18 protein-coding genes and 1 pseudogene are annotated in these 21,806 nt (G+C 70.8%); 6 read left to right on the forward strand and 13 right to left on the reverse strand.

What is annotated here, in order from left to right; all coding sequences use genetic code 11:
* Positions 1 to 8: 8 nt before the first annotated feature.
* From AB0B20_RS17810 to AB0B20_RS17845, 8 genes are all read right to left on the reverse strand, one after another.
* Positions 9 to 557 (reverse strand): gluconokinase, encoded by a 549-nt coding sequence (locus AB0B20_RS17810; RefSeq protein ID WP_357390656.1) that lies wholly within the window; start codon positions 555 to 557, stop codon positions 9 to 11.
* Positions 547 to 1,776, reverse strand: a complete 1,230-nt coding sequence (gene manD, locus AB0B20_RS17815; RefSeq protein ID WP_357390658.1) for a D-mannonate dehydratase ManD — start codon at positions 1,774 to 1,776, stop codon at positions 547 to 549. The genes AB0B20_RS17810 and manD overlap by 11 nt, the downstream gene beginning before the upstream one ends.
* 25 nt (positions 1,777 to 1,801) lie before the next feature.
* Positions 1,802 to 2,755, reverse strand: a complete 954-nt coding sequence (locus AB0B20_RS17820; RefSeq protein WP_357390660.1) for a sugar kinase — start codon at positions 2,753 to 2,755, stop codon at positions 1,802 to 1,804.
* 88 nt (positions 2,756 to 2,843) lie between these two features.
* Positions 2,844 to 3,467 (reverse strand): bifunctional 4-hydroxy-2-oxoglutarate aldolase/2-dehydro-3-deoxy-phosphogluconate aldolase, encoded by a 624-nt coding sequence (locus tag AB0B20_RS17825; RefSeq protein WP_357471795.1) that lies wholly within the window; start codon positions 3,465 to 3,467, stop codon positions 2,844 to 2,846.
* A gap of 5 nt (positions 3,468 to 3,472) precedes the next feature.
* Positions 3,473 to 4,621 carry a galactonate dehydratase gene (dgoD, locus tag AB0B20_RS17830; RefSeq protein WP_357390664.1) on the reverse strand — a complete coding sequence of 383 codons (1,149 nt, stop codon included), beginning with the start codon at positions 4,619 to 4,621 and terminating at the stop codon, positions 3,473 to 3,475.
* A gap of 7 nt (positions 4,622 to 4,628) precedes the next feature.
* The gene (locus AB0B20_RS17835; protein WP_357390666.1) at positions 4,629 to 5,444 is read right to left on the reverse strand and encodes a carbohydrate ABC transporter permease; all 816 of its coding nucleotides are present in this window, start codon (positions 5,442 to 5,444) and stop codon (positions 4,629 to 4,631) included.
* Positions 5,441 to 6,388, reverse strand: coding sequence for a sugar ABC transporter permease (locus tag AB0B20_RS17840; RefSeq protein WP_357390668.1), 948 nt, complete (start codon positions 6,386 to 6,388; stop codon positions 5,441 to 5,443). Before AB0B20_RS17840 ends, AB0B20_RS17835 begins: the two co-directional genes overlap by 4 nt.
* A 77-nt stretch (positions 6,389 to 6,465) precedes the next feature.
* The gene (locus AB0B20_RS17845; protein ID WP_357390670.1) at positions 6,466 to 7,716 is read right to left on the reverse strand and encodes a sugar ABC transporter substrate-binding protein; all 1,251 of its coding nucleotides are present in this window, start codon (positions 7,714 to 7,716) and stop codon (positions 6,466 to 6,468) included.
* Between the two features lie 172 nt (positions 7,717 to 7,888).
* Here AB0B20_RS17845 and AB0B20_RS17850 point away from each other — a divergent pair, with 172 nt between their 5' ends.
* Positions 7,889 to 8,653, forward strand: a complete 765-nt coding sequence (locus AB0B20_RS17850; protein ID WP_357390672.1) for an FCD domain-containing protein — start codon at positions 7,889 to 7,891, stop codon at positions 8,651 to 8,653.
* A gap of 101 nt (positions 8,654 to 8,754) precedes the next feature.
* Here the strand turns inward: AB0B20_RS17850 and AB0B20_RS17855 are convergent, their stop codons facing one another.
* Together AB0B20_RS17855 and AB0B20_RS17860 are read right to left on the reverse strand one after the other, a co-directional pair.
* Positions 8,755 to 9,423, reverse strand: a complete 669-nt coding sequence (locus tag AB0B20_RS17855) for a response regulator transcription factor (protein WP_357390674.1) — start codon at positions 9,421 to 9,423, stop codon at positions 8,755 to 8,757.
* Entirely contained in the window at positions 9,420 to 10,577 is a 1,158-nt protein-coding gene (locus AB0B20_RS17860; protein WP_357471800.1) for a sensor histidine kinase, read from the reverse strand. The genes AB0B20_RS17855 and AB0B20_RS17860 overlap by 4 nt, the downstream gene beginning before the upstream one ends.
* A 168-nt stretch (positions 10,578 to 10,745) precedes the next feature.
* On the opposite strand from AB0B20_RS17860, the gene AB0B20_RS17865 reads away from it, so the two are divergent.
* The 3 genes and pseudogenes from AB0B20_RS17865 to AB0B20_RS17875 all read left to right on the forward strand — a co-directional run bounded on the left by AB0B20_RS17865 (position 10,746) and on the right by AB0B20_RS17875 (position 15,113).
* Complete coding sequence (locus tag AB0B20_RS17865; protein ID WP_357471803.1) at positions 10,746 to 11,507, forward strand: ABC transporter ATP-binding protein; 762 nt, start codon at positions 10,746 to 10,748, stop codon at positions 11,505 to 11,507.
* Positions 11,501 to 13,930: an FtsX-like permease family protein gene (locus AB0B20_RS17870; protein WP_357471806.1), complete on the forward strand. Its 2,430-nt coding sequence runs from the start codon at positions 11,501 to 11,503 to the stop codon at positions 13,928 to 13,930. The genes AB0B20_RS17865 and AB0B20_RS17870 overlap by 7 nt, the downstream gene beginning before the upstream one ends.
* Before the next feature lie 569 nt (positions 13,931 to 14,499).
* Positions 14,500 to 15,113, forward strand: a pseudogene (locus tag AB0B20_RS17875) (superoxide dismutase).
* A 305-nt stretch (positions 15,114 to 15,418) separates the two neighbouring features.
* On the opposite strand, the gene AB0B20_RS17880 reads toward AB0B20_RS17875, so the two are convergent.
* The 3 genes from AB0B20_RS17880 to AB0B20_RS17890 all read right to left on the reverse strand — a co-directional run bounded on the left by AB0B20_RS17880 (position 15,419) and on the right by AB0B20_RS17890 (position 19,690).
* Positions 15,419 to 16,681 (reverse strand): ATP-binding protein, encoded by a 1,263-nt coding sequence (locus AB0B20_RS17880; protein ID WP_174533515.1) that lies wholly within the window; start codon positions 16,679 to 16,681, stop codon positions 15,419 to 15,421.
* 141 nt (positions 16,682 to 16,822) lie between these two features.
* Complete coding sequence (locus AB0B20_RS17885) at positions 16,823 to 17,248, reverse strand: hypothetical protein (RefSeq protein WP_174533516.1); 426 nt, start codon at positions 17,246 to 17,248, stop codon at positions 16,823 to 16,825.
* Positions 17,249 to 17,341: 93 nt separating this feature from the next.
* Entirely contained in the window at positions 17,342 to 19,690 is a 2,349-nt protein-coding gene (locus AB0B20_RS17890; RefSeq protein ID WP_356958350.1) for a DEAD/DEAH box helicase family protein, read from the reverse strand.
* Between the two features lie 61 nt (positions 19,691 to 19,751).
* Here AB0B20_RS17890 and AB0B20_RS17895 point away from each other — a divergent pair, with 61 nt between their 5' ends.
* Both AB0B20_RS17895 and AB0B20_RS17900 read left to right on the forward strand, forming a co-directional pair.
* Positions 19,752 to 20,063, forward strand: coding sequence for a hypothetical protein (locus AB0B20_RS17895; protein ID WP_262012688.1), 312 nt, complete (start codon positions 19,752 to 19,754; stop codon positions 20,061 to 20,063).
* Between the two features lie 6 nt (positions 20,064 to 20,069).
* A complete protein-coding gene (locus AB0B20_RS17900; RefSeq protein WP_262012687.1) occupies positions 20,070 to 21,221 on the forward strand; it encodes a hypothetical protein in 1,152 nt (383 codons plus the stop codon).
* The last annotated feature ends 585 nt before the right edge of the window (positions 21,222 to 21,806 follow it).

The following is a 21,806-nucleotide window of genomic DNA, read 5'->3' on the forward strand; positions in this document are numbered from 1 at the left end:
CCGCCGGGTCAGCCGGTGCCGACGGATGTCCGCCGGGGCAGGCCGAGCCGCTCGACCGCCGCGACGACCAGTTCCTCCGGTGCGGCGGCCACGTCCAGCACCACCCCGGGTTCGTCGGGCGCCAGATCCTCAAGGGTGGCCCGCTGGGAGTCGAGCAGACTGGCCGGCATGTAGTGCCCGACCCGCCGGGTCATCCGGTCCCGGATCAGCCCGGCCGTGCCGGCCAGGTGCACGAACTCCACGCCGGGCGGTCCCTGGCGCAGCACGTCCCGGTAGGAGCGTTTCAACGCCGAGCAGGCCAGCACCGTGGACACGCCCTCGGCGTGCCGGCCGGCCATCCAGGCCGCGAGGTCGCGCAGCCAGGGCCAGCGTGCCGCGTCGTCCAGCGGGACGCCGGCGCGCATCCGGGCCACGTTGGCCGGCGGGTGGAACTCGTCCGCCTCGGCGAACACCAGCTCGGTGAGCTCGCTGATCCCCCGCGCCACCGTCGTCTTGCCCGCCCCGGACACGCCCATCACCACCACGTGCCGGGTGGGTGGGCGGCGGTCACCAGTCATGGACCGTGCCGTCCTTGAGCCGGTTGAACGGCAGGTACGCCGGCTGGTACGGGAACCGGGCCGCGGCCTCCTCGTCGAGTTCCACGCCGAGGCCGGGCTGCTGTCCCGGGTGCAGGTACCCGTCGGCGAAGGTGAACGACTGCCGGAACACCTCGTCGGTGAGCGCCCCGTGCCGCATGTACTCCTGGATGCCGAAGTTGTGGATGGCCAGGTCGAGGTGGAGCGCGGCGGCCATGCCGACCGGGGAGATGTCGGTCGGGCCGTGGATGCCGGACTTGATCTGGTACTGGGCGGCGTAGTCGAGCAGCTTCCGCATGGCGGTGATGCCGCCGGTGTGGGTGACGGCGGAGCGCACGTAGTCGATGAGCTGTTCACGGATCAGCGTCTGGTAGTCCCAGACGGTGTTGAAGACCTCGCCGATGGCCAACGGGGTGGTGGTGTGCTGCCGGACCAGCCGCAGCGCCTCCTGGTTCTCCGCCGGGGTGCAGTCCTCCAGCCAGAACAGGTCGTACGGCTCGAGCGCCTTGCCCAGCTTGGCGGCCTGGATGGGGGTCATCCGGTGGTGCCCGTCGTGCAGCAGGGGCAGCTCGGGGCCGAACTCGTTGCGAACGGCCTCGAAGACCTCCGGCAGGTGCCGCAGGTACGAGCGGGTGTCCCAGTCCTCCTCGGCGGGCAGCGGCGTGCGCTGGGCCGGCTCGTAGTCGTAGCGCTTGCCGTCGACGCTGGGCTGGGCGGCCACGCCGTAGACGGCGTTGATGCCGGGCACCGAGGTCTGCACCCGGATGGCGCGGAAGCCCTGCTCCAGGTGGTGGCGGATGGAGTCGAACAGCTCGGGCAGGTCCCGCCCGGAGGCGTGCCCGTAGGCCAGGATCCCGGTCCGGGAGGCCCCGCCCAGGAGCTGGTAGAGCGGCATCCCGGCGGCCTTGGCCTTGATGTCCCAGAGGGCGACGTCCACGGCCGCGATGGCGGCCATGGTGACCGGTCCGCGCCGCCAGTAGGCCGAGCGGTAGAGGAACTGCCAGGTGTCCTCGATCTGATGCGGGTCGCGCCCGATCAGCAGCGGGACGACGTGGTCGGCCAGGTACGACGCGACGGCCAGTTCGCGCCCGTTGAGGGTGCCGTCGCCCAGCCCGGTGAGCCCCTCGTCAGTTGTGATCTTGAGGGTGACGAAGTTGCGGTCGGGGCTGGAGACGATGACGTCCGCGGCGACGATCTTCATGCCGATGCCTTTCTCAGGGGTGATGTCAGCGCAGCGTGCTGCCGGGCTGCACGTCGTTCAGGAGAGACAGTTCGTCGCGGCGGGGCAGCGACTCCCAGTCGCCGTTGCCGCCGACGGCGAAGGCGCCCAGGGTGACCGCGCGGCGCAGCCGCCCGGCCAGGTCGAGACCGTCGAGGTGGCCGGAGAGGTAGCCGGCGGTGAAGGCGTCCCCCGCGCCGACGGTGTCCACCGCCGTCACGGGCACCGCCGCCGCGTGCCGCACGCCCTCCCGGGTGTACGCGCGGGCGCCGTCGCCGCCGAGCTTCACCAGCACCGTCGACACGCCCCGGTCCAGCAACTCGGCGACCGCCGTCGGCTCGTCCGCGCCCGGCGTGCCGACCAGGTCCAGTTCGTCGGCGGAGGCGACCACGACCGTGGCGTGGCCGACGATGTCGGCGAGCGCGGCCCGCGCCGCGTCCCGGCTCCACAGTTTCGTCCGGTGGTTGACGTCGAGGCAGACCAGCGTCCCGGCCCGGGCGGCGGTCTCGGCCGCCCACCGGGTGGCCTCCCGGGCGCCGTCGGAGAGCGCCGCGGTGATCCCGGTCAGGTGCAGCACCCGGGCGCCGGCGGCCAGGGCGGGCCGCAGGTCCTCGACGGTCACCGCCGAGCCGGCCGAGCCGGCCCGCTGGTAGATCACCCGGGTCAGGTCGGCGGTCCGCCGTTCCAGGAACATCAGTCCGGCCGGGCGGTCCGGGTCGCGGACCACGTGCTCGAGGCGTACCCCCTCGGCGCGCAGCTGCCGGAGCAGGAACTCGCCGAGTTCGTCGGCGCTGACCCGCCCGGCGAAGGCCGCGCGGTGGCCGAGCCGGGCCACCCCGACGGCCACGTTGGCCTCCGCCCCGGCCAGGTGCGGGGTGAGCGCGCCACCGGTGACGATGGGCCCGGCCGTGCGCAGCGACACCAGGGCCTCGCCGAAGGTGAGCAGGTCGACGGCGGTCATGACGCGGTGGCCGGGTAGCCGCCGGCGCGCGGACGCGTGGCGGACGGGCGGGTGCCGCGCGGCCGCGCGGCGGGCAGGCCGGCGGCGCTCATGCGACGGCGGCGAGGTAGGCGCGGGCGCGCTGGCGCAGGGCGTCGAGGTCGCCGCCGGAGGCGGCGTCACCGACCAGCGGGCCGCCGACGCCGACCGCGATCGCGCCGGCGGCGAAGTAGCCGGGCAGGTCGGCCAGGCCGACACCGCCGACCGCCACGAACGGGATGTCCGGGAACGGGTCGCGCACCGCCTTGAGGTACGCGGGGCCACCCACCGACGCCGGGAACAGCTTGATCGCCGACGCGCCCAGCCGCATCGCCGTGTACGCCTCGGTCGGGGTGAACGCCCCGGCGGCGACGGGCAGGCCGAGCCGCGCCGCCTCGGCGATCGACTCGACCACAGCGGGCGTCACCACGAACTGCGCGCCGGCCGCCGCCACCTCGGCGACGTCCGCGGCGGTGAGCACCGTGCCGGCGCCGACCAGGGAGCCGGCCGGCGCGACAGCGCGCAGCGCCTCGACGGCCCGAGCCGCGTCCGGCGTGGTGAGGGCCACCTCCACGACCCGTACGCCCTCCTCCAGCAGGGCGGTGCCGGCGGCGATCGCGCCGGCGGTGTCGGTGCCCCGGATGACCGCGAGGATCCGGGCGGCGGCGAGTTCGGTGACGAGATCGACAGTCATGTTCTTCACCATTCCGCGTAGGAGCCGTCGGCGTGCCGCCAGGTGGGGCTGCGCCAGGCGTGGCCGCGCTTGTCCGCCGTCCGCACCGCGTGTTCGTCGATCTCGATGCCGAGGCCGGGCGCGGTGAGGCGCTCGACATACCCGTCGACGAAGGTCAGTGGGGTCTTGTCGAGGCAGTAGTCGAGCACCTCGGCGCCGAGGTTGTAGTGGATGCCGATGCTCTGTTCCTGGATCAGGTAGTTGGGCGTGGCGAAACCGACCTGCAGGCAGGACGCCAGGGCGATCGGGCCGAGCGGGCAGTGCGGGGCGAGCTGGACGTCGTACACCTCGGCCAGCGCGGCGATCTTGCGAACCTCGGTGATGCCGCCGGCGTGCGACAGGTCCGGCTGGGCGACCGCGATGCCGGCCTGCAGCACCGGCAGGAACTCCTGCCGGTTGTAGAGCCGTTCCCCGGTGGACACCGGGGTGGTCGTGGCGCGCACGAACTCGCCGATCAGGTGCGAGTTCTCCGGCACCACCGGCTCCTCCAGGAAGAACGGCCGATACGGCTCGAGCAGCGGGGCGACCCGCCGGGCGGTGGCCAGGCTGAACCGGCCGTGGAAGTCGACGGCGACGTCCCGCTCGTCGCCGAGCACCTCCCGGGCGGCGGCCACCCGCTGGACCACGCCGTCGAGCTCGGCGACCGAGGCGACCGGGCTCATCCGCCCGGACGCGTTCATCTTCACAGCGGTCAGGCCCGTCTCGACGGCGGCGCTGATCTGGTCGCGCACCTCGGCGGGCTCGTCGCCGCCGACCCAGCCGTAGACCCGGATCCGGTCGCGGACCGGTCCGCCGAGCAGCTGGTGCACCGGGGCGCCGAAGTGCTTGCCGGCGATGTCCCACAGTGCCTGGTCGAGCCCGGCGACGGCGCTGGCCAGGATCGGTCCGCCCCGGTAGAACGAGGACTTCGTCAGCACCTGCCAGTGGTCCTCGATCCGCAGCGCGTCCCGGCCGACCAGCAGCTCGCTGAGCTGCTCGACGGCGGTGCGGACGGTCTCGGAGCGGCCCTCGCAGGTCGCCTCGCCCCAGCCGACGATCCCGTCGACCGTTTCGACCCGGACGAACAGCCACCGCGGCGCGACGAGGAACGTCTCCACCCGTGCGATCGTTGTCATGGCGTCCTCAGCCCTTCGTGGCGCCGGCGGTGAGACCGGAGACGATGTACTTCTGCACGAACAGGGCGATCACCATGATCGGCAGAGTGACCACGGTGGCCGCGGCCATCAGGCCGCCCCAGTCGATGCTGGCGTAGCCGACGAAGTCGAAGATCGCCACGGGCAGGGTCTTCGTGTCCGCACCGGAGAGCACCAGGGCGAACATGAAGTTGTTCCAGGAGAAGATGAAGGACAGGATGCCGGCGGTGGCGACGCCGGGCACGGACAGCGGCAGGGTGATCCGCCGGAACGCGCCGATGTGGGTCAGCCCGTCGACAAGCGCTGCCTCTTCCAGGTCCTCCGGCAGGCTGTCGAAGAAGCCCATCATGATGTAGACGATCAGCGGCAGCGACACGAACATGTGGCTGAGGATCAGCACGGTGTACCCGCCGACCATCTGCAGGTTCGAGAAGACGTAGTACCAGGGCACCAGGAGCGACACGCCCGGGATGATCCGGGCCATGAGCACCACGAGCGCGGACTTCTTCATGTTGAACCGGCTCATCGAGTAGGCGGCCGGCACCCCGAGGACGAGCGAGAGCAGCGTGGCGGCGAACGCCACCCACAGGCTGTTGCCGATGAACTGCACGTAGTTGGCCTGCTGGAGCACGTTGTCGTAGTTGTCCAGGGTGGGCGAGAAGACGAAGGCCTTGCCGGTGTCGTAGATGTCGACGTTGGTCTTGAACGACGCGGCGATCATCCAGAGCAGCGGCGCGATCAGCCCCAGCACCACGACGGTCAGGGCAACCGCCCGGAAGACCTTGAACGGCTTGCCCGGCTTCATCGGTCCAGCCCCTTCTTGCGGTAGGTCAGGGCCCACATCACCCCGATGATGATCAGGAAGAAGATGATCAGGACCGTCGACGAGAGGCCGTACTCGTTGTAGTCGAAGCTCAGCCCGTACGCGTAGACGTTGAGCGTCTCGACCTCGTGGAACGACCCGCCGCCGCGACCCTTTGTGGCGTAGAGGATGTCGAAGGTCTTCAGCGCGTCGATGCCGCGCAGCAGGATCGCGACGATCACCGTGGGCATCAGCAGCGGCAGCGTGACGTGCCGGAACCGCTGCCAGGTGCTGGCGCCGTCGATGAGGGCGGCCTCCTGCGGCTCGTCCGACAGCGACGTGAGGCCGGCGAGCAGGATCAGCACCACCATCGGGGTCCACTGCCAGATGTCGATGAACATCGTCGTCGGCAGTGCGCTGTTCTGACCGGACAGCCAGGGCTGCGGGCCGATCCCGACCCAGCTGAGCACCTGGTTGGCCATGCCGATGGTGGGGTCGAAGATCAGCCGCCACATCATGCCGACCGCCACCGGGGTGGCGACCAGCGGCAGCAGGATGGCGACCCGGACCCAGCGCTCACCGCGGAACGGCCGCCACAGCAGCAGGGCGATCGCCATGCCGAGCGCCACCTCGACGGCGAGCACGACGCCGGTGAACAGGACGGTGCGCCACACCGCCGGCCAGAACCGGTCGGTGTCGGCGAGCACGTCCAGGTAGTTCTGGAACCCGATGAACTCGCTCTCGGCGCGGACCGAACCCTCGGCGTCGGTGAGGCTGAGGTATCCGGTCCACGCCACCGGAAAGATGATCAGCACGGCGACGAACGCCATGGCGGGAGCCGCGAAGAGCCATTTGCGGTGCGCGTTGGCCCAGCGCGACCAGCCCGACTCCGCCGGGGCCGCGCCGGCGTTCGACGGACTGGTGACTGGTGTGGTGACGGCTGACATGAGGTCTCCGAGTGCTCAGGGCCGGGACCCGGCGCGGGGACGGCGGAGCCGGTGGGCCCCGCCGTCCCGCGGTCGGGTTACTTCGCCTCGTCGTCGAGGAACTTCTGGAACGCCTCGTTCGCCGCGTCCGCCGAGGCGGCCGGATCCTTGCCGGTGATCGCGTCGACGATCGGCTGGCCGACGATCTCGCGGGCCTGGGCGACCTTCACGACGAGCGGACGGTCGTGGCCGACGCCGTTGTCAGTGCTGGCCGTGGTGGCCTCGGCGAGGTCCTTCGGGTAGGTGGCGATGGCCTGCGGGTTGGCCCAGACCGAGGCGCGGGCGCCGGGGACGCCGGCCTCCTGCTGCGCCAGCGACTGCTCCTTGCCGGCCGCCCACTCGATGAACTTCCAGGCGTTGTCCTTGTTCTTCGACTGGTCGTTGATGCCCAGCGCCCAGGACGGGATGTTGTAGGGCTTCGAGCCGGCCGGGCCGGCCGGGAAGGGCGCGAAGCCGACGGTGTCGGAGACCTTCGACTTGGCCGGGTCGGTGGCGTTCTTGTAGAGCGAGTTGGCCTCGGTGTAGAAGGCCGCCTTGCCCTGGGTGAAGATCGCCATGGCCTCGGACCAGCTCATGTCGGTGCTGACGTTGTCCGGGCCGTGCTCGCGCAGCAGCCCGCCGTAGTAGGCGTACGCCTGCTTGGCCTGGTCGGTGTTGACCGCGGCCTTGCCGTTGGCGTCGACGAAGTCACCGCCGAAGCTGAACAGGAAGCTGGAGAACTGGGTGACGGCGGCGGCCTTGCCGGTGCGGGAGACGAAGCCCGCAACGCCCGGGTTGTCGGCCTCGACCTTGGCGGCCTGCGCCTTGAGCTCGTCCAGGCTCTTCGGCGGGGCGTCGAAGCCGGACTTCTTCAGCAGGTCCTTGCGGTAGTACAGCACCTCCGACTCGGTGATGATCGGCACGCCGACCACCTTGTCGTCGTAGGTGGTGGCCTGCACCGGGCCGGCCTGGAAGTCGCTGAAGTCGAAGGCGCTGTCCGCCTTGGACCGCTCGGTCAGGTCGGCCAGGTACTTGTTCTTGCCGAACTGCTTGCCCTCCTGCAGCGGCCGGTACATCATCACGTCGAGGTCGCTGGATCCCGCGTTCAGCTTGACGTTGTACTGGTCGGACAGCTGGTCCTCACCGAGCTGGGTGACCTCGACCTTCAGGCCGGTCTGCTTCTCGAACTCCGGCAGCGCCTTCTTGACGTTCTCCGTCCAGACGTGGTTCACCAGCGTCACGCGCACGGTCTTCGAACCGCCGCTGTCCTCTCCACCGCCGCAGGCGGCCAGGCCCATGGCGACCACCACGGCCAGAGACGTACCGATTATCGATCGACGTCGCACGCCATCTCTCCATTTCTCGTGGTCGCCGCCCCGGGGGAAGAGCGCCACAACGCTGTAACGTCCGCTTAACTACGGGATGCTAGGTCGAAAAAGCTGATTTATTCAAGGGGTTGACCGAACTGATATGATCGTTGGCGTGGAACCGTACTCCTCCGGGGGCGTCGGCACCCAGCCCGCTCCGGCCGAGGTCGGGTTGCACGCCCGCGTCCTCGAGCACCTCGGCACCGCCATCTGCGGCGGAGAGTTCGCCCCCGGGGCGGTCCTCAACATCGACGACCTGGTCGACCGGTACGAGGTCTCCCGCTCGGTGGTCCGCGAGGTGCTGCGTGTCCTGGCGTCGATCGGGTTCATCGAGACCCGCCGACGGGTAGGGGTGACGATCCGGCCCGCGCACGACTGGAACGTCTTCGATCCGCAGGTGATCCGGTGGCGGCTGGCCTCGGCCAGCCGGCTCGCCCAGCTCCGGTCCATCACCGAGCTGCGCACCGCCATCGAGCCGCACGCCGCCCTGCTGGCCGCCGAGCGGGCCGGTCACGACGAGGCCAGCGACCTCGTCGGCCTGGCGGCGAAGATGTGGGCCGCCGGCAAGGCCGGCGACGAGGAGCGCTTCCTGCGCCTGGACATCGAGTTCCACCGGCGGGTGCTGCTCGCCTCCGGCAACGAGATGTTCGTCCGGCTGCAGGACCTGGTCGCCGAGGTGCTCACCGGCCGGCACAAGCACCACCTCATGCCGCACCACCCGCACGAGCAGGCGCTGCGCCTGCACGCCGAGGTGGCCCAGGCGATCCAGCGGCACGAGGGCGAGCGCGCCAGGCTGGCGATGGTGCAGCTCATGGAACAGGCGTTCGAGGAGATGCGGTCCCTCTGGGAGCAGACCGCCGAGCCCCGCGCGATGAGCTGACCCGCCCCGGCGGGTTCAAGCTCGGAGAACCGGCCCGTGCCGACAGGCCTACTACGCCAGGCCGGGCACACATGGTGTCTCTCCGTGGCGGGGCGACGCTCTCAGCGCAGGCCGCCCGGTCCGACCAGGCCCGTCTCGTAGGCGACGATGACCAGTTGCGCCCGATCACGTACCGCCAGTTTGGTCAGCAACCGCCCGACGTGCGTCTTCACGGTGGCCAGGCTGAGACCGAGGTGCCCGGCCAACTCCGCGTTGGACAGGCCCCGGCCGATCAGTGTGAGTACTTCCCGTTCCCGTTCGGTAACCCCCTCCAGCTGTCGTGGCAGCGGCCGGGCCGGCTCCGGCCGACGCGCGAACTCGTCGATGAGCCGGCGGGTCACAGTCGGTGCGAGCAGTCCTTCGCCGGCGGCCACCACCCGGATGCCGGCAAGCAGGTCCGCCGGTGGGGTGTCCTTGAGCAGGAAGCCGCTGGCTCCGGCGCGTAGGGCTCCGTAGACGTATTCGTCCAGGTCGAACGTGGTCAGGATGACGACCCGGGTGCCGGCCGTGGCGGGGTTGCCACAGATCCGCCGGGTCGCCTCGATACCGTCCATCTCTGGCATCCGCACGTCCATCAGCACCACGTCCGGCCGGTGTTCGGCGGTCAGAGCCACAGCCTCGACGCCGGTGCCGGCCTCACCGACCGTGGTGAGGTCCGGGGCCGAATCGACCAACAGCCGAAAACTGCCGCGTAGCAGCGCCTGGTCGTCGGCGATCAGCACCCGGGTCACGCGGTCGCCCGGTAGGGCAGGCTGGCCGTCACCGCGAAGCCGCCGCCGGAGCGTGGCCCGGCACGGAACTCGCCCCCGTGCAACGTCACCCGTTCCCGCATGCCGATCAGTCCGTGTCCCTCCCCGCCGATCAGGACCGGACGGTCGCCGTCGTCCATGACCTCGACCCTGACCTCGCCGGGCGTGACGGTCACCGTCGCCCGGCAGACGGCCGGTGCCGCGTGCTTCACCACGTTTGTCACCGCCTCCTGCACGATCCGGTACACCGCCAGGCCCACTGACTCCGGCACCACGCCGGGCGAATCCTCCCGACGTACGTCGAGCCGTACGTCGACACCGCCCATCGCCGCCTGCTGCGCGAGTACGGGCAGCGCGTCCAGCCCGGGCGGCGGGGCGTACGGGGTGTCCTCGCGCAGCGCGCCGAGCACCCGGCGTACGTCGGTCAGGGCGTTGCGGCCGGTCTCCTCGATCACCCGCAGGGCGGCCCCCGCCTCGCGGGGATCGGTGTCGGCGACGTGGTTGGCGACGGCCGCCTTCACCACGATGAGGCTCAGCGTGTGCGCGACCACATCGTGCAGCTCGCGGGCCACCCGCAACCGCTCCTCGGCGGCGGCTCGGCGGACCAGGTGCTCGCCCTGGCGGGCGGCGACGCCCCGTCGCTCGCGGACCAGCCAGCCGATCATCCAGGCGGGCGCGATCATGGCGGCGGCGTAGACGACCCCACCGGTTCGCGACCAGAGGTCGCTCTCGGTCAGCGCCAGGGCGACGCTCACCAGCGCGAGGCAACCGGCGGCGCAGAGCATCGACCGGGGCGTACGTGTCGACACGGCCATCGTGTAGAGGGACAGACCGATGGCGAGCCCCGGAGCGGCAGCGGCGTAGCCCGGGATCACACCCGTGATCAGTGCGACTGCGGCGACGGAGCTGATCACGACGGCGACGGTGATCGGCCACCGCCGCCGGACGGCCAACGGCAACCCGAGGGCCATCCCGACGAGCACCGACACCCAGAGCGGTTCGCGCACCCCACCGTGCAGCGGTGACTCCAGTGCCGCGTACGGGCCGAGCAGCGTGCCGATCGCCAGGGCGAGTACGGCGTCCACGGCGGCCAGTTCCGCCGGTCGCAGCCGCCGGATCGGCAGGATGGCGGTCACCTGCCGAAGCGTATCGGCCGGCCGGCCGGGCCGCGTCCACCTGCGGTCGGTCATCCTCGGGTACGACGTCTGACGCTTTCCGATCCCCGGATCCCCTCAGGGGCGGGTCGAAGAGTGTCCACACCGGCACGACGCGCCGCACCCGCCGTGACCGGCACCCTGGCGGTCATGACCACACAAACGGTGATCCTCACCGGGCTGCGCGCGGTGTACGGCACCGGAGCCCGCCGGGTGGCGGCGCTCGACGGCGTGACGACCAGCTTCGCCAGCGGCACCTTCACTGCGGTGATGGGCCCGTCGGGCTCGGGGAAATCCACCCTGCTGCATTGTGCGGCCGGGTTGGACAAACCGACAGTGGGGACCGTCGAGATCGACGGCAGGCGCCTCGACGATCTGGGGGAGGACGAGCTGACCCGGCTGCGCCGCGACCGGATCGGCTTCGTGTTCCAGGGGTTCAACCTGGTGTCCACGTTGACCGCGGCGCAGAACGTCGAGTTGCCGCTGCGGCTGGCCGGGCGCCGTCCCCCGGTCCGGGACGTCGTCGCCGCGCTCGACGCCGTGGGACTGGCCGGCCGGTCCGGGCACCGGCCGAGCGAACTGTCCGGCGGTGAACAGCAACGCGTCGCCGTGGCCCGGGCGTTGATCACCCGCCCCGCGGTGGTCTTCGCCGACGAACCGACAGGGGCCCTGGACAGCGCGGCATCCCGGCAGGTCCTCCGGCTGCTTCGCGCACTCGTCGACGATCACCGGCAGACGGTCGTGATGGTGACCCACGATCCCACCGCCGCCGCGTTCGCCGATCGGGTCCTCCTGCTCGCCGACGGTCGCGTCGTGGACGAGATGACCGGCGGGATCACCGCTGCGGCCATCGCCGCGCGGATCGCCGAGGCGGAGATCACGGCGGGAAGCGCCGTGGAGCCGTCGTGCTGAGCGTCCGGCGGTCGGCCGGCGCGTTTGCGGCCGTCGCCATCGGCGTCACACTGGTCGCGGCGGCCACCCTGCTGCTCGCCTCCGGCCGCCCGCGGGTGCCCGACCGGCTGGCGAACGCGGCGGTCGTGGTGCAGAGCCCCGAGGCCGGTGCGCCGGCCGACTCGTTCGCGCCCACCCGGCCATGGTCCGCCGCCAGGTCGGCGGAACTCACCAGCAGGCTGGCCGAGGTGCCGGGCGTCACGGCGGCGGTGCCCGACCGGACCTTCTACGCTCAGGCGCTCGTCGACGGCCGGCCCCCGGGCACCGATGCACAGCGGGAGGACGCCCATCAGGGGCACGGCTGGTCCAGTGCCCGGTTGGGCGGACTCCGTCCCACCGCCGGCGAGCCGCCCCGGCGGGCCGGCGAGGTGGTCGTCGACCGCACGCTCGGGCTGCGTCCCGGCGGGCCGGTCACCCTGCTCACGGCGGCGGGTGCGCAGCCGTACACCGTCACGGGTCTGGTCGATGCGCCCGGCCTCTACGTCGCGGACGAGGTCGCGGCCGTGCTCGCGCCCGGAGTCCGGGCCATCGGCCTGCTCGTCGCACCGGGCGCCGACCCCGAGGTGGTTGCCGATACGGCTCGCGGTCTCCTCGGCCGCGACGGGCGGGCGCTGACCGGGGACGACCGTGCCGCGCTGGAACCCCGGGGGGATGCCCGTACCCGCTGGATCGGCATGCAGGTGCTTACCGCCACGGCGGCTCTCGCCGGCTTCGTCACGGTCTTCGTGGTCGCCTCCACCTTCGCGTTCACCGTCGCGCAGCGCCGCCGTGAGCTGGGCCTGCTGCGCGCCGTCGGCGCCACCCCGCATCAGGTCCGCCGCATGGTGTACGCCGAGGCGCTCGTCGTCGGCGCCTCGGGCGGGACTGTCGGACTGCTGGTCGGCGGTGGGCTTGCGCCGCTGCTGGGCCCGCTTCTCGTCGACGCCGGCTTCGAACCGTCGAGCTTCCGGGTCGGGTACGAGCCCTGGCCGGTCGCGCTCTCGCTTGTCGCCGGGCCGGTGATCTCGCTGCTGGCTGTCTGGTCGGCCTCGCGCCGGGCGGCGCGGGTTCGACCGCTTGAGGCGTTGCGCGATGCGGCGGCGGAGCAGCGACCGATCGGGCGGCTGCGCATCGCCACCGGCGCGCTGCTCGTCGCGGTGGGGGGCGCGCTCAGCGTCGGGACGGCGACCGCCGACGAGGCCCGCGTCGCGGCGCAGTACGCCCTGTACGCGGTGATGGCCTTGGTGGCCGGTGCCACCGTGCTGGCGCCGGCGGCAGTCGGCCCGGTGGTGCGGATGCTGCGGTCGCCGGTGCGCCGACCGGGTGGCGCGATCGGGATGCTGGTCCGGGCCGGGGCGTTGACCGCGACCCGGCGGACAGCCTCGATCGCCGCCCCGGTGCTGCTCACTGTCGCGTTCGCGGTGCTGGTCTCTGGAATGGTGCGCACCACCACTGCTGCCTACGCGGCGGGCCGGGCCGACAACGTCAACGCCGGCTGGGTCGTCGTGCCCGACCGCGCGCCGGGCCTGTCGGACCAGGCCGTCGCGACGACCGGGGGTGCCGCCCTGCTACCGACGACGGTCTTCGATGCCAACCCGGACTCGTCGCCGGAGAACCGGCCACTGACCGCGCTCGGCGTGGACCCGGCGGGCTTCACCGCCGCGAACCGGGCGCTCACCGTCGTTGCCGGCTCACTGGATGACCTGAGCGGTGGTGACACGGTGGTCCTCCCCGCCTCGGCGAACCGGCAGCCGTCCGAGCCGTACGCGCTTGTCTTCGCCGATGGCGAGCGCGTGTCGCTGCGCGTCGTCGCGGTCGTCACCGACGACTCGATCCCCGGCGACCTGCTACTGCCCCGGTCGCTGGTGCGGGCGCACGACCCCTCGGCGCTCACCTCCGCCGTGTACGTCCAGGACCGGGTCGATCCTCCGGTCGGAGCGCGGATCGTCGACGTTTCGGCGTGGGCGGCCGAGGCGGACCGCGCCGAGGATCGCCTCGTCTGGCTCTTCACCCTGCTGCTGATCGGTGTGTCGGCCGGCTACGGGGCGGTTGCGGTGGCGAACACGCTGCTGATGGCCGCTGCCGGCCGGGTGGCTGATCTGCGGCTGATCCGGTTGGCCGGTGCGACCCGGAAGCAGGTCATGTGGCTGGTCACTGCCGAGTCAACCCTGGTGGTCCTGATCGGCGCGCTGCTCGGCGGGGCTGTCGCCCTCGTCGGTCTGCTGAGCATCCGTGCCGGCCTGGCCGAGCAGGTCGGCGTACCGGTCGACCTGGTGGTGCCGTGGCCAGTGGTCAGCGGGGTGGTGGGGCTCTGCCTGCTCCTGGCGGTGCTGGCGAGCGCACTGCCGACCTGGCGGTCACTGCGTCACCGTCCCGCGCGGTCCCCCGTCGGCGTCTTGGGGTAAACCCTGTACATCGTCCTTCGGATGGCGGTCGGGCCGCTACCCGCCCCCTGACGCGAACCGGGTTCGTATGCTCCGGGTGTGCTCCTGGGCTGGGAGAACGGCGGTCCGGGCAACGTGGGTGAACGCCTGTCGCTCCCTGCCACCCCAGGTGAACCCCCAGGTCGCTAGACTGGGCCCTCGCGCCCTCGTAGCTCAGGGGATAGAGCATCGGTTTCCTAACCCGACGCTCCGTGTGTAGCCGCAGGCCGATGACCTGCGGCTTCTCTCTTTCCAGGCTTTCTGCGCCGGTCGCACCCGCGCGCCGTTGTGATCGCCTGCTGAAGCCCAGCAGAAGTGCATAAGCGCTGCTCAGTGCCACTTTCCCGTGGGCCGCGGTGTCGGTCTCGCGCGACGTGCTGCGCCCCGACTGTACGTCCGGCCTCATCGCGGCTTGGCTCGTCTTTATTGCCAAAGCTTGGCAACTACGTAATCCTGGCAGCAGTGGGTCGGCGCTCCGGCAACGCGATGATCTGCACCACCGCCGGGGCGCCCGCCCAACTCTGCGCCGACGATGGTGCGAGGAGCTGCTGGTGGCCGTCTACTCTCTGCCCGACATGCCGTACGACTACGGTGCGCTGGAGCCGGCGATGTCCGGCGAGATCCTGGAGCTGCACCACAGCAAGCACCACGCCGCGTACGTCAGGGCAGCAACGAAGCCCTAGAGCAGCTGGCCGAGGCCCGGGACAAGGGTGACTTCGCGGCGCTGGTCGGGTTGGAGAAGACGTTCGCGTTCAACCTCTCCGGGCACGTGCTGCACTCGATCTTCTGGAACAACCTGTCCCCGCACGGCGGCGACCGCCCCGACGGTGAGCTGGCTGCCGCGATCGACGAGCACTTCGGCTCCTTCGACGGCTTCGCTGGCCAACTGTCGGCGGCGACGAAGGGCGTGCAGGGCTCCGGCTGGGGTGTCCTCGCCTGGGAGCCGCTGGGGCAGCGGCTGATCGTGGAGCAGGTCTACGACCACCACGGCAACGTCGGGCAGGGCTCCACGCCGCTGTTGGTGTTCGACGCGTGGGAGCACGCCTACTACTTGCAGTACCGCAACGTGCGCCCGGACTACGTCGACCGGCTGTGGAATCTCGTCGACTGGGCCGACGTGACCGCCCGGTTCGAGGCCGCCCGCGCCGCCGCGCCGAAGCTCTGACCGGCGTGACCGGTCCGTCGCCGCCGACCTCGTGCAGCGCGCCGCCGGGGTCATCGCCGCCCGCCACCGCGGTGATCTCGCCGGCGCGGAGGCGCTGCTGGCCTCGTTCGACACCGACCAGGCCCGCACGCTCGGCTTCTACCTCCTCGCTGACCTCGCCCTCGGACTGGTCCGCGCGCAGACCGGTCAGTCCTGGACGACCTGGTCCGGGAACTCACCCTGCTCGTCGCCACCACACCACCGCCCTCGCCCGGTTGAGGGCATGCCCACTCCCCTGACGGCTGGGGAGCGGCCTGCGAGCGAGGTCAATCTGCTGTCGAGGCGGAAACCTGCCATAGGGCGCTGACCGGCATGGCGCGGAGTCTGTCGCCGAACGGCAGCGTGGCGGTTCCGGTATAGAGGACGATGCCGACGATGAAGTCGTCGCCGAGGCGGTCGGCGAGTCGGCGTAGGCCGCGGAAGTCGTCGGGTCCGACGGTGCTGGCTGCTTTGACCTCGATCCCGACCACCTGACCAGCTCGGTTCTCGAGCACCGCGTCGACTTCGTACCTGCTCTGGTCGCGGTAGTGAGACAGGTCGACGAACTGCTCGGACCAGGTGAGCTGCCGGGACAGCTCGGACAGCACAAATGACTCGAGCAGCGGCCCGAACGGTGCGCCCGGCCGGAGCAGTGCCCGGGCGTCGGTCGCGATTTCGTTGGCGGCGATGCCCGAGTCGACGAAGATCAGCTTTGGCGCGGCGGTGGCACGGGTGCCGAGGTTGCGGGACCAGCCGGGAATCCGTTTGATCAGGAAGATCTCTTCCAGGGCTTGGAGGTAGCGGACGATCGTCGGCCGGCTCAGTCCGAGGGCGGATTCGAGGGAGTTCGCGGCGATGATGGTCGCGGACCTGGCCGCGAGGAGGCGTACCAGCCTGCGTAGCTCGCCCTTGTGCTGGATGTCGGACAGCTGCCGGACGTCGCGGTCGATGAGCGCCTGGACATAGGCGTCGAGGAACCGTTGGCGGCGGCGCGGGTCGGTGCGGGCGGTGGCCTCGGGTAGGCCGCCTCGCACGATCCTAGCCGCGTAGTCGGCGCGGGTCACGTCCGACTCGTGTCGCAGGTTCGGGCCGAGCGCGAAGACGGCGTCGATAAATCCGTCCAGGGCTCCGTCGAGTTCGCCTTGGGAAAATGGCCAGAGCTCGACGGTTTCCATCCGACCAGGCAGCGCGTCCGGCGCAGCCACCATGCCGAACAGCCGAGACGATCCGGTGAGCAGGTACCGGCCAGGACGGGGATCCTCGTCGACGGCAGCCTTGATGGCCAACAGGAGCTCCGGAGCGCGCTGGATCTCGTCGATGACCAGGAGTTCGGAGGAGTCCACGAACCCGACCGGATCGGCGATCGCCGCCGCCCGGTCCTGAGCCCGATCAAGATCGCGGCGCTCGGCCAGACGATCGCCGGCAACGAGGCGGACCAGGGTGCTCTTGCCCGCTTGGCGTGCCCCGCTGATCAAGACGACGCGGGTGTCCGCCAGAGCAGCGTTGACCTGCGCGGCAGCGTGGCGGGGGACTAGATGCGGTGTGGGCACGGCGTCATCATAACCGCCGCATTTTCGATCTGCGAGGGCGGTTGCTTTCGATTTGCGGCACCCGAAGCGTTCGATACGCGGTCATTCGATGTTCGATTTGCGGGCCAGGCGAACGGGGCGGTTCGTGGAAGGGGTCCACCGCTACGTCGCGTTGCTGCGAGTCGGGGCTAGTTCGGGGAAGGCGTCTTCCCAGTGCTGGCGGAGCTGGGGTGGCAGCCACAGGGTGGGCCAGAGCCGCCGCAGCAGGTCGGCATTGAGCCAGGTGTGCAAATCCTCGACCGTACTGGCTTCGGTGAGCACCACCTTGTACATGCTGGCCAGGCGCGTGGGCCGGTTCAGGTCGTACTCGGCGTGCCCGGACCAGTCGAGGTGACGCGGAAGCGTCACCGCGCCGTCGGTGGGGCCGTGCAGCGCGGCAAGGGTTTCGGCCACCACGTAGGGCTTCCGGTTTCCGTAGGGCTGGTAGTCCGCCCGCAGCTGTTCGTCCCGCTCGGTCAACCCGGCCGCCCGCGTCGCCTCGTACCGGGAGACAACCGCCTGCAGCTCATCCTCCGAGAACCGGCCCATGGCCGTTAGCCTGCCATGTTAGGCCCAGCGCGCTTGGCTTCTGTCAATCTCTTTAACCGGCAGGCCAGTGATGGTGATCGCTATGGGATGCGCTCATGTTCTGGTGAAGCCGAGGGCCCGGTATCCGGGCATGCGGCGTGGGAGTGAGGCGGCGAGGATGGGTGTGGCCGGGTCGTGGTAGTCGTGGACCTCGGCAAGGTCCTTGCCGGGCGCGGCGCGGATGACGCGGCCGGCGCATTGGACGAGTAGGCCGTCGTAGGAGATCGGGCCGGCGAGGAAGAGGGTGTCGAGGGCGGGGGCGTCGAAGCCTTCACCGATGAACGGTGTGGTGCCGATGACGAGCAGGCCGTCGCCGGCCTTCGCGCCGTCGAGCCGGTCAACGATGGCCCGCCGGTCGCGGGTGCTCACCGCGCCTTGGAGCACAAGCGCCTGATGTCCGCGTGCGGCGAGCAGAGCGGTGAGTGCCTCGACCTGGGCGACCCGTCGGGTCAGCACGAGACAGTTGCGACCGCGGGTCAGGGCCGCGGCGACGTCGTCGGCGATCTGGGTGTTGCGGGGTTCGTCGAGGGCCAGCCTTCGGTGCACCTCGGCGAGCGCGCCGGGCGCGTCAAGGTCGACGTCGCCGGGTTGGAAAGTGGTCTCGTGGATGAACAGCGCTCGACGGGGGCCGGCATCGGTGTGCATCGCAGCCGCGAGGGTGCCCTGTTCCTCGTCGGTCAGGGTGTGGCGGACGGGGCCGAGTTGCCAGGTGACGAGTTGGCCGAGGCCGTCGCGTCGGGTAGGGGTGGCGGTGAGGCCGAGCCAGAACTGCGCGGCGATCCGTTTGACCGAGTGCTCGTACGCGGCGGCGCCGAGGTGGTGGCATTCGTCGACGATGACGTGCCCGTACCCCTGGGTCAGGGTGGCGACGTCGTCGCGCCGGGCGAGGGAGGGCAGCAGTGCGATGTCCACCGTGCCGGTGAGCTTGCGTCGGCCGCCACCGAGTTGGCCAGGCTTGATGTCGAGGAACTGTTGGATGCGGGTGCGCCACTGGTCGGCGAGAGCTTTGCGGTCGACGAGGACGAGGGTGGAGGTGTTGCGTTCGGCGATCACGGCGCAGGCCATGACGGTCTTGCCGGAGCCCGGTGGGGCGACCAGGATTCCGTCGTCGTGGGCGAGGAGTGCGCCGACCGCGACGGCCTGCTGGCCAGTGAGTTCGGCGGTGAACGCGGTGTCGATCTCGGTCCCGGAGTTTCGTACGTCGGCGACGGCCAGCCGTGACCCGGTGCGCTCGACGATCGTGGTGATGGTGTGCCGTAGGCCCCGCGGAAGGATCAGGCGACCATCGAGGGTGAGGTCATAGCCCTGGATGAAGCGTGGCGTATCCCAGGTGGACTTGCGGAGTCGTTGCAGCTCGTAGAACTTCGGGTTGGCCATGGCGGCGGCGTGTTTGAACGTGGCGAGTGCGGCGGGGGTGAGCTGTCCGGCGTCGATGCTCAGCCCGGCACCGGCCTCCGCGTGGACCACCGGAGGCAGTGGAGGGTGGACCTGCGTCGCGGCGGACCGGCTGATCGTTGCGATGTCGGCACCGGTGACGGATTGTTTGGCCTGCCGGGCGATCTGTTCGGCGTCGCCGGGGCTGAGCCGGTCCAGTGTCGACAGGAATGCCCACTGGTCGGCGTACGGCTCGAGGGTGCCGAGGTCGAGGAAGGTGGTCAGTCCGTCCTTGCGGCGGCGGCCCTGTAGCGGCGCGGCGATGAGGTTGCCGAAGCCACCCTCAGGAAGGACGTCCTGGTTGGGGAAGAGACGGTCGTACGACCGCAGATCCATCGACCCGCGCAGCACCATCGCCTCGCGCAGCAGGACCGTACCCACGGCCCGCGCGGTGGCCGCGGGAACAGCGCCGGTGAAGAAGACCCACACGTGGGCTCCGCGGCCCGACTGGGAGATCTCCAACGCGGCGGGCACCGCGCTGGCCCGTGCCGCCTTCACGTATGCGAGGGCGTCGAGCATCGCCGTCGGGCCGTCGAAGTCGGCCACGACGAAGTGGCAGGTGTTGCCGGGCATCAGCGGGTACAGGCCCATGAACACGTCGCCGACCAGATGTGCCGCGACGACCTCCGTCGTGCGGGGCAGGTAGGTGGCACCCCGCCGGTCCATACCCTTGCGCCAGCCGCCCGCGACCGCGGGCATCCATCCGGCTGCGCTGGTACGGGCGTTGTCCCACCGCACGGCGTACACGTCGGCCCGGGCCCGGAACCGGTCGGTGAACAACGTCAGCTTGTCCCGGGTCGGCGAAGCCATGGTGACCAGCCCTGGCGGCTCAACCGGAGCGGACAACTGCTCCGGCGCCGCAGTCGTGTCCTGGCCGCGCAGCTCCAGCAGACGCCCCAGCCGGGCGTTCTCCGCCCGTAACCGCTCCACCTCCCGCCGAAGATCGACGAAATCGGCCACCGAACCCATGCCGACCATCCTCGCGCATCGGGCTCCGAACACCCCGACACCGGTCCGCTATCCTCCGCCGATGGCATCGAAGGGGACCGCCGCGTTGGAGGCGATGATCGAGGAAGCCACCGTCGACACGGACGGTCACGAGGACCAGCGTGCCGGCCTGTTCGCCATGATCGAGGAGCATCTGGCGGTGCCGTTCACCACCACCGTCCTCGGCGTCGAGGTCACCATAGGCAAGATCGAGCTGGCCGCGGACAGCATCGTCGCGGTCTGCGCCCGAGGCCGCCACCGGCAACGGGTCGGTCTTCTCGACCTTCCGCTACCCACCCCTATGCCGGACGGTGCCGCGTGGATCGACGCCTACCGGCACTGGGCCGGGAGGTAGGCCACGATGAGCGAGTACCAGTACTACGAATTCACCGCCGTCGACCGTCCCCTCACCGTCCGCGAGCGGGCCGAGCTGCGGTCGCTGTCCACCCGGGCCGACATCACTGCCACCAGCTTCGTCAACACCTACGAGTGGGGCAACTTCAAGGGCAACCCGCGCACGCTGATGGAACGGTACTTCGACGCGCACCTGTACCTGGCGAACTGGGGCACCCGCCAGCTCATGCTGCGACTACCGAAACACGTGCTCGACCCCGCCACCGTCTCCCAGTACTGCCAAGGTGACAGTGCATCCGCGTGGACCGCCGGCAAGCACGTCATCATCGACCTCCACGACGAGGACGAGGACGGCACCGATGAGTGGGACCTCGACGGTCACGGCCTCCTCGCCTCCATCATCCCGGTCCGGGCCCGCCTCGCCGCCGGCGACCTGCGCCTGCTCTACCTGGCCTGGCTGCGCTGCGTACAGTCCGCCGAGATCGCCGACGACGAGCCTGAACCGCCCGTCCCCGCCCGGCTGGGGACCCTCGACGCGTCCCTCACCGCCGTCGCCGAGTTCCTACGCATCGACCCCGACCTGATCGCGGCCGCGGCGGCCGGATCGGCGCCGGCCACCTCCGGCGAACCGACCGCTGCGCAACTACGCACCTGGGTCGTCGGGCTGTCCGCGCGGGACAAGGACGCCATCTTGACCGACCTGATCACCGGCGGCGACAGCCAACTGCGCAACCGGCTGCTGCGCCGCTACCGCGACGCACACCGCACTGATACGCCCACCCCGGCAGCCGCCCGTACCGCCGGGGAACTGCTCGCCACCGCCGCGGAGTTGCGCGCCGAACGGGAACGACGGGACGCCGAGCAACGCGAACGCGACCGGATTCGCCGCGAACGGTCCGCCGCAGCAGCCCGGCAACGGCACCTCGACACCCTCGCAGTCGACCAACCCGCCGCCTGGCAGCGAGTCGACGAGCTCATCGCCACGAAGAAACCCCGCGAGTACGACACCGCCGTGCAACTCCTCGTCGACCTGCGCGAACTCAGCGAACGCGACGGGGACAGTTCGTCGTTCCAGCACCAGCTGGCCGAGCTACGGGTGGCGCACGCCCGCAAGCCCAGTTTGCTCGAACGCCTCAACCTCGCAGGCCTCGACAGCTGACGCATGGTTCCCCGCTGACCGTCGCCAAGGTGTGGCGAGGATCGTGGATGGCCGGTGCGGCGTGCCAGCGTGACGCCCCAGACAGTCGACGCCGGCGGCGGTCCGCTCCCCGACGCGACCCCATCGCGCCGGACACTTCATTCTGCCCGCCAAGATCAACCGGGGTCACCTGGAGACTCCTCCAGCGGATGCCGACCGGGGTGAACCGGTGCCAACGTGGGTCACCATGGCCGACCGCCGGTCGCGAACCGGGGTTCGTGTGCGCCGGGTGTGGTCCTGGGCTGGGAGAACGGCGGTCCGGGTGACGTGGGTGAACGGGGGCCACTCCCTGCCACCCCAGGTGAACCCCCACGTCGCTAGACTAGGCGCTCGCGCCCTCGTAGCTCAGGGGATAGAGCATCGGTTTCCTAAGACCGTCATCTATGCATGTCGGTAGGCCGACTGCCTGCGATTCAGCCGTTCATTACCTCTGTTTGTTGGTCGCATTGGATAGCTGCTGCGCTCCGTTGCTGGCGGTTACAGTAGCAAACCGGCCGCCTCTGTTGCTTTTTGTGTCAACTTTCTCGATTCTAAATCCTCGTCACG

The organism is Micromonospora sp. NPDC049151 (assembly GCF_040648395.1).
Lineage (GTDB): Bacteria > Actinomycetota > Actinomycetes > Mycobacteriales > Micromonosporaceae > Micromonospora.